This window comes from Aquabacterium sp. A3 (assembly GCF_038069945.1).
Classification (GTDB): domain Bacteria; phylum Pseudomonadota; class Gammaproteobacteria; order Burkholderiales; family Burkholderiaceae_C; genus Aquabacterium.
The window spans coordinates 79,998-92,952 of sequence record NZ_JBBPEV010000005.1 but is presented as its reverse complement, the minus strand read 5'-3'; the positions used below and the strand labels follow the sequence as shown (position 1 = coordinate 92,952).

Annotated in this window: 8 protein-coding genes; 5 read left to right on the top strand and 3 right to left on the bottom strand. The window is 66.1% G+C overall.

Annotation, left to right across the window (positions count from 1 at the left end; all coding sequences use genetic code 11):
• Positions 1-2: 2 nt before the first annotated feature.
• On the bottom strand, positions 3-899 hold the full coding sequence (locus tag WNB94_RS14940; protein ID WP_341391178.1) for a metal-dependent hydrolase: 897 nt from the start codon (positions 897-899) through the stop codon (positions 3-5).
• Between the two features lie 163 nt (positions 900-1,062).
• Between WNB94_RS14940 and WNB94_RS14935 the strand changes: the two genes are divergently transcribed.
• Positions 1,063-7,191 carry an alpha-2-macroglobulin family protein gene (locus WNB94_RS14935; protein WP_341391177.1) on the top strand — a complete coding sequence of 2,043 codons (6,129 nt, stop codon included), beginning with the start codon at positions 1,063-1,065 and terminating at the stop codon, positions 7,189-7,191.
• Positions 7,188-9,383 carry a penicillin-binding protein 1C gene (gene pbpC, locus WNB94_RS14930; protein WP_341391176.1) on the top strand — a complete coding sequence of 732 codons (2,196 nt, stop codon included), beginning with the start codon at positions 7,188-7,190 and terminating at the stop codon, positions 9,381-9,383. Before WNB94_RS14935 ends, pbpC begins: the two co-directional genes overlap by 4 nt.
• A 55-nt stretch (positions 9,384-9,438) precedes the next feature.
• On the opposite strand, the gene smpB is transcribed toward pbpC, so the two are convergent.
• The gene (gene smpB, locus WNB94_RS14925) at positions 9,439-9,903 is read right to left on the bottom strand and encodes an SsrA-binding protein SmpB (RefSeq protein WP_341391175.1); all 465 of its coding nucleotides are present in this window, start codon (positions 9,901-9,903) and stop codon (positions 9,439-9,441) included.
• 35 nt (positions 9,904-9,938) lie between these two features.
• On the opposite strand from smpB, the gene WNB94_RS14920 reads away from it, so the two are divergent.
• Both WNB94_RS14920 and WNB94_RS14915 read left to right on the top strand, forming a co-directional pair.
• Complete coding sequence (locus WNB94_RS14920; RefSeq protein WP_341391174.1) at positions 9,939-10,412, top strand: type II toxin-antitoxin system RatA family toxin; 474 nt, start codon at positions 9,939-9,941, stop codon at positions 10,410-10,412.
• A complete protein-coding gene (locus WNB94_RS14915; RefSeq protein WP_341391173.1) occupies positions 10,399-10,785 on the top strand; it encodes an RnfH family protein in 387 nt (128 codons plus the stop codon). The genes WNB94_RS14920 and WNB94_RS14915 overlap by 14 nt, the downstream gene beginning before the upstream one ends.
• Before the next feature lie 20 nt (positions 10,786-10,805).
• Here WNB94_RS14915 and WNB94_RS14910 read toward each other — a convergent pair whose 3' ends face one another.
• Positions 10,806-11,327, bottom strand: coding sequence for a DUF4124 domain-containing protein (locus tag WNB94_RS14910; protein ID WP_341391172.1), 522 nt, complete (start codon positions 11,325-11,327; stop codon positions 10,806-10,808).
• Between the two features lie 138 nt (positions 11,328-11,465).
• Between WNB94_RS14910 and guaB the strand changes: the two genes are divergently transcribed.
• Positions 11,466-12,938: an IMP dehydrogenase gene (guaB, locus tag WNB94_RS14905; protein ID WP_341391171.1), complete on the top strand. Its 1,473-nt coding sequence runs from the start codon at positions 11,466-11,468 to the stop codon at positions 12,936-12,938.
• Positions 12,939-12,955: the final 17 nt, after the last annotated feature.

Below are 12,955 nucleotides of genomic sequence, written 5' to 3'. Positions count from 1 at the left end.
GCTCAGCGTCCCGCCGCGTGCAGGGCGTTGCCGGCTGCGATGGCGTCGCCCGTGGCCTGGTAGGTTTCCAGCCACGTGCCATAGCTGGGCATTTCTTTGACCTTCCAGGGGTGGAAGCCAGGCTTGTAATACGCGAAGTAGTAGCCCAGCGTGGGCGGGAACAGGCCGCCTGGCTTGTAGAACCACCACAGCCCCTTGGCCCACAGCTTCATGCGCTCCAGGAAGCTGAAGCCGTCCACCTTGAACATGTGGTTCATGATCGTGGCCACTGTGAACGGAAAGCCAAACGTCACGATCATCATCGACAACACCCGTCGCGGGTAAGACACCTTGGCAGCCTTGGTCAGCACGTCATAGGCCACGGCCTTGTGCTCCACCTCTTCGATCGCGTGCCACGCATACATGGCGCGAACGCGGGGGTCACTGGTCTCCAGCAGTTCCCGGCGTTCGAAGAAGCAGGTGCACATCATGGCCGTCAAGTGCTCCAGCGCTGCGGTGGCTGCCAGACGCTGGTAGCGGCTGGTGAACTTGGGCAGCCGCTCGAAGAAATGCTGCTCCAGCTCCCGGTTGATGTAATCGATGTCCACCCCCTGCGCGGCGAGCCGGTCGTTGAACTGCCGGTGGATCATGCTGTGCTGGGCTTCTTGACGCGTGAAGTCGCGCACTTCTTGCTGGAGTTGCGGATCGGTGACTTCGTCCTTGAACTCGCGCACGCTGGTGATGAAGAATTTTTCGCCCTGCGGGAACAGGGTCGACATGGCATCAAAAAAGCGCGTCTTGAAGGGATCGTTGTCCATCCAGTAGCGTGGGATGTCGCCATCCAGGCCAAAGTCCAGCTTTTCGCGGGGCACGATGGGCACGTGTTGGTCGTGGCGGGAAGCGTGGGCTGCAGCAGTCATGAGACCTCCGGTACGGGAACGTACCCGCACTATAGGGATGTTTGGCTGACAGTGTTGTTACCTTTTCACCAGTCAGGGGATGAGGGGCGACAATTAGACTCGAAGTCGGCGTCAAAGCCACTTCGAGGTGCCGTCTCGGGCACCGTCAACCACAGGGAATTTCATGCTGCGCGCGTTAAGGATGATGGTCAAGCGGCCCCGCCTGCAATCCATGGGGGCGGCATGGTTGGTGGCCCTCAGTGCCATGCCTGTGGCGGCGACCCAGTGGGGCGCCGATGCCCCGGTGGTGGTGCAACAGGCCTCGCCCAAAGGTGTGGTGGGACTGGTGCAGCAGGTGTCGGTTCGCTTTGCGCAGCCCGCCGTGCCTGCGGGCGATCCCCGTGCCCCGGCGCCCTATGATCTGACGTGCACGGGGCCCGTGCCGTCGGGGCAGGGCCGATGGGTCAATCCACGCACCTGGGTGCATGACTTTGACGCCCAGGTGCCGCCAGGCGTGCGCTGCGTGTTGCAGGGCCGTCGCCCGGGCGCGGCCAACTTCGGGTTTCAGACCGGTGGGCCGGCCGTGCGTCGGGTGGAGCCGAGCGGCGGGCAGATTGAAGAGCACCAGGCCTTCTTGTTGCGCTTGACCGGCGTTCCTGATCTGCCATCGGTGGCTGCACGTGCGCACTGCCTGGTGGAAGGGCTGGGTGAGCGCCTGCCTGTGCGCCTGATCCTTGGCGCCGAGCGTGAGGCGGTGCTCAAAGCCCGCCGCATCCCGGCTGCAGAAGCGGCCCAGGCGCTGGTCCTGGCCTGCCAGCGCCCGTTGCCCCCTGATGCACAAGTCAAGCTGGTCTGGGGCGCAGGCATTGCCGCCAAGGCCATGCCCGAGGCCATCACGCGTGATGCGCAGGTGTTTGACTACACCGTTCAGCCCATCTTCACGGCCGAGTTGTCATGTGAGCGTGAACGCGCCGACAAACCGTGCCTGCCGGTGCGTCCCTTGAGTCTGCGTTTCAGCGCCCCTGTTCCGCGGTCGTGGGTGCAACAGGTGCGCCTGCAGCCGCCCAACGGGGCCGCCCTCATGCCGGTTCAGCCCGATTCGGTCGGCTCGACGCCTGAGGCCCTGGTGCACGAGTTGGTCTTTGCGCCGCCGTTCCAGCCCGACACCCGCTACACCTTGAGCCTGCCCCAGGGCCTGGTTGACGATGCAGGCCGCCCGCTGGCCAATGCCGGGGCTTTCCCGCTGAGTGTGACCACTGGCGACATGCCGCCGCTGGCCAAGTTTGCGGCAGCACCTTTTGGGGTGATCGAGCTGCATGCCGAGCCAGGTCAGCCGCCGCTGTTGCCGGTCACGGTGCGACAAGTTGAACAGGCCTTGCCCGTGCGCAGCAAGACGCTGCACAGTGCTGCCGACATCCTGACGTGGATGAGGCAGGTGCGTCGATACCATGAGTCTCAGTTGTCCGCGCGCGAACTCGGGCGACCCAAGGCGGAATGGACCGAGTGGGTGACGGTGCACGAGGACGATGGCGAGCCGCAGGCTCGTCCCCGCAAGGTGCAGCGTGAGCGATGGATCGCCACGCGCGAGTTGTCATTGCTGGCGGGTGCGGGCGGGGCGGCAGGCGGTGTGAAGCAGTTGCAGGTGCCGCGTTCACCCCCCGGTGATCCCCGACCTTTTGAAGTGGTGGGCATTCCGTTGGCTGGCCCGGGTTACCACGTGGTCGAGCTGGAGTCGCCCCGTTTGGGGGCTGCGTTGCTGCCACAGGCCGGTCCCATGTACGTGCGAACCGGGGTGTTGGTGACCAACCTGTCGGTGCACTTCAAGCTCGGGCGCGACAACGCCTTGGTGTGGGTCACCAGCCTGGACAAGGGCCAACCCGTGAAGGACGCAGAGGTGGCGGTGCACGATTGCCGCGGCACGCGGCTGTGGCATGGCCGCACTGACGGCGATGGCTTGGCGCACGTGGGAAGCCCGCTGGCGGTGGAGCGCAGCCAATGCACGGTGGACGATGGCCTTTTCGTGATGGCCCGTCACACCCTTCGCAGTGGCCCTTACCAGGGGCAGACCGATGTCGCGTTCGTCTTCAGTGACTGGCAAAAGGGCATCGAGCCCTGGCGATTCCAGCACCCCACGCAGTCACCGGAATCCGACTGGGGTCACGACGGCGTGCGTGCCCACACCGTGTTCGACCGCAGCCTGTTTCGCGCCGGCGAAACCGTCTCGATGAAGCATTTTGTGCGCATCGAGCACCGCCTGGGCCTCAAGGGGGTGCCGCCTGCGCAATGGCCGGACACACTGAAGATCGTGCACCAGGGCTCGGGCACCGAGATCACCATGCCGCTGCGCTGGGAGGCGCGCCCTCAGGCCGGACTGCATGCCTTGTCGCGCTGGACCATACCTCCGCAGGCCCAACTGGGGGTGTATGAGGTGAGCCTGGAAGGGCCGGTGATCGCCTCGTCGAACCGCCCCGCCGACAGCGGTGTGCAAGACCGTCGCAGTTGGGCCTCGGGCACTTTCAGGGTCGAAGAGTTCAGGGTGCCGCTGGTTGATGCGCGTCTTGTGCCGCCGCAGGCTGTGCAGGTGGCGCCAGCCTCGTTGCCTTTGTCCATTCAGTTGCGCCACCTGTCGGGCGGCGCCATGCAGCAGGCGGCGGGCCAGGTCACGGCCATCTGGCGAGAGCGCACCCCGCGTTTCGCTGAGTACGAATCCTTCAGCTTCGAGTCGCCGCGGCGCATTCAGCCCGATCACACCATGCCGGGCAGCGATGGGGATGACAACGGCATGGACGACCACGAGGCCGAGCTGGCCTCTGGTGGTGAGCGCGTGCTGGCCAAGGCCGTGGGCGTGGTGACCGACCGCCAGGGGCTGGCCCGCGTGTCGTTGGCCTCATTGCCCGATTGGCGCCAAGCTCAGCGCCCCGGGGAAGTGCATGCCGAACTGAGCTTTGCCGACCCGAATGGTGAGGTGCAGACGGTGGCCACCACCGTGCCGGTGTGGCCCAGCGACGTGGTGCTGGGCTTGACCAGCAGCCGTTGGGCCGGCGGCACGGGAGACGATGCCAGCCTGGTGCGTTTTCAGGTGGCGGCCTTGAGCACCGCAGGCAAGCCGCTGCGGGGCCAGCGTGTGGCCGTGGAGGCGCGCCTGCTGCAGCATTTCAGTCACCGCAAGCGCATCGTGGGCGGCTTTTATGCGTATGACAACCGCACCGAGGTGAAAAACCTGGGCACGGTCTGTGACGGGCAGACCGATGCCCGTGGCCTGCTGTGGTGCGAGACCCGCTTGAAACAGGCCGGCGAGGTGGAACTGGTGGCCCGCGCCAAAGACAGCCACCAGCGAATGGCAGAGGCCGCCACCACCGTGTGGATCACGGACCAAGGCGAGCTTTGGTTTGCACAAGACAACGACGACCGCATGGACGTGTTGCCCGAGCAACCAGCCTACGAGCCAGGCCAGACCGCCCGATTGCAAGTGCGCATGCCCTTCAGACAAGCCACGGTGCTGGTGGCCGTCGAGCGTGAAGGAGTCATCGATACGCGCGTGATGAAGTTGCAAGGTGATGCCCCCGTGATCGAGGTGCCCATTCCGAAAGCCGGCCACGGGGACGAGCTTGCGCAAAGCTGGGCGCCCAATGTGTACGTCAGCGTGATGGCACTGCGGGGCCGATTGCGGGAGGTGCCCTGGTACAGCTTCTTCACGTGGGGTTGGCGCTCACCCGTGGAGTGGGCTCGCGCCTTCTGGTATGAGGGCCGCAGTTACAAGGCCCCCACCGCGATGGTTGACCTGTCCCGACCAGCGTACAAGTTGGGTGTGGCCGCCTTGCGCATCGGCCGTGCAGAACACACCTTGAAGGTGGAGGTGCGGCCCGACAAGGGGGTGTACGGTGTGCGCGATACCGCCCGCACCCGCATCCGCGTGACACACCAGGGCCGTCCCGTGCAGGGCTCGGTGGCCTTCGCGGCGGTGGATGACGGGCTGCTGGCCTTGTCGCCCAACCCCTCATGGAACCTGCTGGAAGGGCTGCTGCAGGAGCGCGCCTGGGGCGTTGAAACCAGCACCGCGAACAGTGAAGTGGTGGGCCGCCGCCACTACGGGCGCAAGGCTGTGGCCCCTGGGGGCGGCGGTGGCGGTGGCGCCACGCGAGAGCTGCTGGACACCTTGCTCCTGTGGCAAGGTGATGTGCCGCTGAATGCCCAGGGCGAGGCCGTGGTGGACGTGCCCATCAATGATGCACTGACACGATTCCGTTTGGTCGCGGTGGCCTCATCCGGGCTGCAACGCTTTGGCACCGGTCAGGCCGAGATTCGGGTCACCCAGGATCTGCAGGTGCTGCCGGGCCTGCCACCCCTGGTGCGCGAAGGCGACCGTTTTGAGGCCCTGGTGACCGTGCGCAACACCACGACGCAGGCGCGATCGCTCACGGTGGCGCTGAGCGGCAGCACACGCGGTGACGTGGCGGCCGGGGTGCGCACCTTGGCGCCACCGCCGCAGCGCGTCACCCTCCAGCCAGGCAGCGCGCAAGAGCTTCGATGGGCGGTGCAGGTACCCACAGGTGCCACCGGCATCGCGTGGCGTGCATCGGCAGAGACCACAGACCACGGTGGCACCCCGTTGCGCGACGCCGTGACCGTACAACAGACCGTTGAGCCGGCGGTGCCGTTGCGGGTGTGGCAAGCCGCGCTGGTGCAGGCACCGCCTGGCGCAGACGGCGCCAACGCGCAGCTGCCCCTCATGCGCGCTGCGCCACCGGCCGGCGCCCTGGCCGCCCCGAGCAGCCCAGCCACCGCGTTGGGTGGTGTGCGCGTCAGCTTGCATGCCAGCTTGGCGGGGGCCTTGCCGGGGGTGCAACGTTATTTTGAGCACTACCCCTTTGCGTGCCTGGAGCAGAAAGTGGCCAGGGGCCTCGGCCTGGCCATGACGACGGGTGATGCCACGCTCTGGGACGCCGTGGCGGCACAGTTGCCTTCGTACCTTGATGATGACGGCCTGGCCGCCTATTTCCCGCCGACGGGCAATGGCTTGGGGCAGGGCGGATCGGATGTGCTGACCGCCCACCTGCTGAGCGTGACGCACCAGGCCGGGCGCGAATGGCCCCTTCAGGCCCGCGATGCCATGTTGTCAGGCCTGTCGGCGTTCGTCCGTGGGGAAATCCGGCGTGAGCTTTGGACGCCGGGCGGTCGCTCGCGGGGCCTGGTCAACGACGTGCGACGCCTGGCCGCCATCGACGCCTTGGCCCGTCATGGCCGTGCCGAAGCGCGCTGGCTGGACACGGTTCACATCGCGCCTCAAACATGGCCAACGTCTGCCCTGATCCACTGGGTGAGCATCTTGCAGCGCCTGCAGGGCGTGCCTCAACAGGCGCAGAGACTGGCCGAAGCCGAGCAACTGCTGCGCTCGCGCCTGATTCAGGGCGGCACGATGCTGCGTTTTGCCACCGAGGCAGATGACTTTTGGTGGTGGACCATGGATTCGCCAGACGCCAATGCCGTGCGCCTGCTTCTGGCGGTGATGGACAGGCCTGACTGGCGCGACGATTTGCCCGGGTTGTTACAGGGGGCCTTGGCGCGACAGCGTGGCGGCGCATGGCTGACCACACCCGCCAATTTATGGGGCGTGCTGGCTGTGCAGGGGTTCGCCGCCCGCTTTGAAGCCACAGCGGTGAAGGGGCGAAGTGCCGTGACCTTTGGAGACGCACGTCGTGAATGGGACTGGGCCTCGTCACAGGCCACACCGGCACCGTGGACCTTGCCCTGGCCAGCGGGGGCCGCGTCAGCAGCGCCTGTGGCCTTGGAGTGGCGGCATCAAGGCCAAGGTCGCCCGTGGGTGGCGGTACAGACCCTGGCGGCCGTGCCATTGCAGGCACCGTTGCATGCGGGTTATCGTCTTCACAAAACCATCACCCCGGTGGATGCCACTGGGCATCCCATCCAGGCCCTGCAGCCGTATGCACGAGGCACCTTGTTGCGCGTGACATTGGTGCTTGAGGCGCAGGCCGACATGAATTGGGTGGCGGTGCAAGACCCCGTGCCGGGCGGCGCCACGGTGCTGGGCAGTGGTTTGGGCCGCGACAGCGCCCTGGCCAGTGCTGGCGAGCGTCAAGCAGCCCAGGGGGCCATGCCGGTGTTCATCGAGCGCAGCTTTTCGGCCTGGCGCGCCTACTTCGACATGCTGCCCAAGGGGCGGCATGTCATGAGCTACACCGTGCGCCTGAACAACCCGGGCCGCTACCTGTTGCCGCCCAGCCGTGCCGAGGCCATGTACGCGCCCGACACCTTTGCCGAGCTGCCCAACAGCCCGGTGGAGGTGGCACCTTGAGCGCCTGGCAGGTGCTTTCGCGCCGGCTGCTTTGCTGGCTGTGCTGGTGCCTGGGATGGCCCGCTGTGGCCCATGCGGCTTACCCCACGCTGGCGCAGGTGCGTGGCGCGCATCAGCCCAGCGATCTGGTGCTGCTGGACCGTCGAGGTGAGCCCATCCAGAGCATTCGGGTTGACCACACAGTGAGGCGCTTGCCGTGGGTCGCCCTGGAGGACGTGTCTCCCGCCATGCGCACGGCCATCATCCTGTCTGAGGACCAGCGGTTCTGGCAGCACAGCGGGGTGGACTGGCAGGCCGTGGCCGCCAGTGCCTGGGCCAATCTGATCAATGAGCGCACACGTGGCGCCTCGACCGTGACCATGCAGCTTGCCGGCTTGCTGGACCAGCAGGCAGCGCGTCCGGGCGGCGGCCGCAACTGGTCCCAGAAAGTGGCGCAGGCCTGGGGCGCACGCCAGCTGGAGGCCCGATGGCGCAAGAGCGATATTTTGGAGGCCTACCTCAACCTGGTGCCTTTCAGGGGTGAGTTGGTGGGATTGCCTGCGCTCACAGAGACCCTGTTTCGCAAGCATCCCTCAGGGTTGGATGCCCAAGAGGCGGCGATCGCCGCTGCGCTGGTGCGTGGGCCCAACGCCAGCATCGCTGTCGTGTCTCGCCGGGCCTGCCAGGTGCTGCGCCTGCAACAGCGCACCTGTGAGGGCCTGGACTTGCTGGCCGCACAGGCTTTGTCGCAAAAGGGGGCGCCCATGCTGGGCACCCAGATGGCGTCGCACTTTGCACGATGGGCCCTGGATGGGCGCCCGACAGGTGGCGCAGCGACCACGGCCCGCACCAGCCTGGATGCGCGAGTGCAGAGCCAGGCCCACAGTCTGCTGCACCGCCACCTGGTTGAGCTGCATCGGCAGCAGGTGGAAGACGGCGCCGTGCTGGTGCTGGACAATGCCAGTGGCGACGTGCTGGCCTGGGTGGGCAGCAGTGGTGGCTTGTCGTCGGCGTCGGCCGTGGATGCCGTGCTGGCACGGCGTCAGCCCGGCTCGACGCTGAAGCCCTTGTTGTATGGCGTGGCCTTTGAGCGCCGCCTGCTGACGCCGGCCAGCCTGCTGAACGACGCCCCCGTGCAGTTGCCCACAGGGGCGGGTCTGTACATTCCGCAAAACTACGATCGCCGCTTCCGGGGCTGGGTCAGCGTGCGCACGGCACTGGGCAACAGCCTGAACGTGCCCGCCGTGAGGGCTGGCGCTTTGCTGGGGCCTGATCTGCTGGCCCGGCGACTGAACGACTTCGGGCTGGGCCTGCAACACCCGGGCAGCCATTACGGCCCCGGGCTGGCACTGGGCAGCGCCGAGGTCAGCCTGCTGGCCCTCACCAACGCCTACCGCGCCTTGGCCCAGGGTGGGCGCTGGACACCCGTGCGTGCCTGGTGGCAGCCAGAGTCGGCCTCAGCGCCAAGCCCAAGCCACATCGCCTTGTCGGCCGCGGCCGCCTACCTCGTGACCGACATCCTGGCTGACAACGCGGCCAGAGCCATCACGTTTGGCCTTGACAGCGTCTTGGCCACCCGGGGCTTTGCCGCGGTCAAAACCGGCACCAGCAAAGACATGCGCGACAACTGGTGTGTGGGTTACACCAGCCGCTACACCGTGGGGGTTTGGGTTGGCAACGCCAGCGGCGCACCCATGCGCAACGTCAGTGGCGTGTCAGGGGCGGCGCCTGTGTGGGCCGCTCTGGTGCGCGCCTTGCACGAGGGGCAGCCCTCGCAACCCCCTCGGCTGCCTGCGGGGGTGGTTCGCCAAGCCATCACCTACGAGCATCCAGGCCAGCCCCTTGACGAACCCGATCGCACCGAGGTGTTTGTGCAGGGCACCGCACAGGCACGCTGGCATCTGGGCGCGCCCGCGTCTGCGGCACCCCTCCGGCCTGGTCGCGCGATTCGCTCGCCTGCCGACGGCGCGATCCTGGCGCTGGACCCCGACATCCCGCCACAAGCCCAGCGATTGCACCTTCAAGCCACGCTGCCAGGCGGCGGCCCCCCGGCACACTGGTGGCTCAATGGGCGCAAGCTCGGCGCCGCGTCCCAGCCCCTGCCGTGGCTGCCCATGCCCGGCCGACACCGTTTGGAGTTGCGCCGGGGCGCACAGGTGCTGGACGCCGTGCGTTTCGAAGTAAGGGGCGCCTCAGTCCTTGCCGCTCGATGAGACTTTGTGTCTCATCAGGCGGCCCTTTTAGCGAAACGGCCGCCACGCTGCACGCTCAGTCCTTCGGACTGGATGAGACTTTGTGTCTCATCAGGCGTCCCTTTTCACGCTCCCACTCGCGTTCTTTCACGGTGTTGCGCTTGTCGTGCTCGGCCTTGCCCTTGGCCAGGGCGATCTCGGCTTTCACGCGGCCACCTTTCCAGTGCAGGTTCAAGGGCACCAGGGTGTAGCCTTTTTGCTCGATCTTGCCAACCAGGCGGCGGATCTCGGCCTTGTGCATCAAGAGCTTTTTGGTGCGGTCGGCCTCGGGCGTGATGTGGGTCGAGGCCGACCGCAGCGCGTTGATGCGCAGCCCGATCAGGTACAACTCACCGTTCTTGATCACCACGTAGCCGTCGGTCATCTGCACCTGGCCCTCGCGGATGGCCTTCACCTCCCAGCCCTCCAGCACCACCCCGGCTTCGTAGCGCTCCTCGAGGTGATAGTTGAAATGGGCTTTTCGATTTTCTGCGATGCTCATGAGAGGCCGGGGCTTCCTTAAAATAACGACATTCTATGAAGCACGTTCAAAAGTCTGTCTTGCTCTGGTACTCGCCCCGCGAAATGTATGGGCTGGTCACCGGGGTACAAGACTACCCCCAATTTCTCCCCTGGTGTGAGCGCGCCGAGGTGTTGCAGCAGCATCCCGATGGCGTGACGGCTCGGCTGCACATCGCCTTTGCGGGTGTGCATCAGGCTTTCACCACCCGCAACACCCACGAAGAAGGGCGCAGCCTGCACATGGCCCTGGTGGACGGCCCCTTCTCTCAACTTGAAGGCACCTGGCGCTTCTTGCCCCTGCAAAAGCCTGGAGTGGAGCCCAGCGCCGACCCCTTGGATGCTCCAGCGTGCAAGGTGGAGTTTTCGCTGCAATATGCGTTCGCCAGCCGCACCTTGTCGATGGTGGTCAGCCCCGTGTTTGATCGCATCGCCAACACCTTTGTCGAAGCCTTCGTGAAGCGGGCCGAGCAGGTTCATGGCCCCCGCTGAAACGCTGAAGATCGAGTGCTGGGTGGCGCCGGCGCCACGCAGCGTGATGTCGCTTGTTGTGCACCTGCCCCCGGGCAGCACGGCAGGGCAGGCCATCGAAGCCACGGGCTGGCTGGGCCAGGTGCCCGGGCTGGACGCCAGCGTGATTCAAGATGAGCAAGCGCGCGGCGTCAAGCAAGGTGCTTGGGCGATTGCCATCTGGGGGCGCAAAGTGGGCTGGGATCATCCCGTGCGGGAAGGTGACCGTGTCGAACTGCTGCGCTCACTGACCGCCGACCCCAAAGAGGCCCGCCGGGTACGCTACCGTGCCCAAGGCGAGAAGCTGCCCAAAGGCTTTCACCGCCCCAAGGCCAAACCAGAGACGACGGGCTGAGTGCCCTGACACGGAACGGCTCAGCGGCACTCGCTCGTGATGAGCTCTTGCGTGCGACGTTGCTCTGCGGCGCGGGCGCTGTCGTCCAGCACCTCTCGCTCGCCGTTGGCGTTCACTTTGGCGATGCGGATGCCGTCGTTGAGCGAGCGCATGTACGAGCGGGCGCGTTCGCAGTTTTCTGCCCGCACCTTGGCCACACGTTCCTCTTCGGCCTTTTTCTGGGCTTCAAGGCGCGCTTTCTCATCCTCTTCAGCCTTGCGCTTGCGGGCGTCGAGGTCGGCGGCCTGCTTTTGCTCGGCGGTCTCGGTCGGGGCCGACGCCGCAGCAGCGGGCGGTGGCGCTTTGCGCGCGTTGCTGGGTCGTGACAGGATGGACTGCTCAGGCGTGCCCGGCGGCGGCGGACGATCGCTGTACTGCACAACGCCACTGGCGTCACGCCACTTCCACTGGGCCTGGGCCTGAGGCGTTGCCACCAAACCCAAGACCAGCCAGGCCAGGGGCAGGACGACGGTGCTCAGCCGATGAGGGTGCGCGCGTTTCATACGGTGCAGTGTAGCCAAGCTCATGTCTTTTGCGGCCTTGTTTCGACTTGGTTTTTATCCCTAGAGCGTGGCAAACCGCATGAACGGACAGCGCTCGGGACTCCGCGTATAATCCGCTTTTGCGTCTGGAGCCCGTTCATGCGCCTGCTTGGAAAAGCCCTCACGTTCGACGACGTGCTGCTGGTGCCAGCTTACTCTCAAGTGTTGCCCCGCGACACCTCACTGGCCACCCAATTCACCCGAAACATCCGCCTCAACCTGCCCCTGGTGTCTGCCGCCATGGACACGGTCACCGAGTCGCGTCTGGCCATTGCCATTGCCCAGGAGGGCGGCATCGGCATCATCCACAAAAACCTGACGCCTCAGCAGCAGGCCGCAGAAGTCGCGCGCGTCAAGCGCTATGAATCTGGCGTGTTGCGCGACCCGATCACCATTTCGTCGGGCGTGAAAGTGCGCGACGTGATCGAGCTGTCCAAGCAGCACGGCATTTCCGGCTTCCCCGTGGTGGACGAAGGCAAGGTGGTGGGCATCGTCACGGGCCGCGACCTGCGTTTCGAGACCCGCCTGGATGTTCCTGTGCGCGAGATCATGACCCCCCGTGAGCGTCTGATCGTGGTGCACGAAAGCGCCTCGCCAGCGGAGGCCAAGGCCTTGATGCACCAGCACAAGCTGGAGCGCGTGGTGGTCGTCAACGACGCCAACGAACTGTGCGGCCTGGTCACTGTCAAGGACATCAACAAGCAGACCAACTTCCCCAACGCCGCACGTGACCCCCACGGCAAGCTGCGCGTGGGCGCGGCCGTGGGCGTGGGCGAGGGCACCGAAGAGCGCGTCGAACTGCTGGTCAAGGCCGGCGTCGATGCCATCGTGGTCGACACGGCCCACGGACACAGCCATGGCGTGATCGAGCGCGTGCGCTGGGTCAAGAAAAACTTCCCTCAGGTGGACGTGATCGGGGGCAACATCGCCACGGGCGCGGCCGCACTTGCCCTGGCCGAGGCCGGTGCCGACGCCGTGAAAGTGGGCATTGGCCCGGGGTCCATCTGCACCACCCGCATCATTGCCGGTGTGGGCGTGCCTCAGATCACCGCCATCGACAACGTGGCCACGGCCTTGCAAGGCACTGGTGTGCCGCTCATCGCTGACGGCGGCATCCGCTATTCGGGCGACATCTCCAAGGCCATCGCCGCCGGCGCGGGCAGTGTGATGATGGGTGGCCTGTTTGCGGGCACCGAAGAGGCGCCGGGTGAGGTCATCCTGTACCAGGGTCGCAGCTACAAGAGTTACCGCGGCATGGGCTCGATCGGCGCCATGAAGGCGGGTTCGGCCGACCGCTACTTCCAGGAAAACGACGAGACCACCAACCCCAATGCCGACAAGCTCGTGCCTGAGGGCATCGAAGGTCGTGTGCCTTACAAGGGTTCGGTGCTGACGATCATTTACCAGATGGCAGGTGGCTTGCGGGCCTCGATGGGCTACTGCGGTTGTGCCACGGTGGACGACATGCGCAACAAGGCCGAGTTCGTGCAGATCACGGCGGCGGGCATCCGTGAAAGCCACGTGCACGACGTGCAGATCACCAAGGAAGCCCCGAACTACCGCATGGAATGACCGCCTCTGCCGGTCAC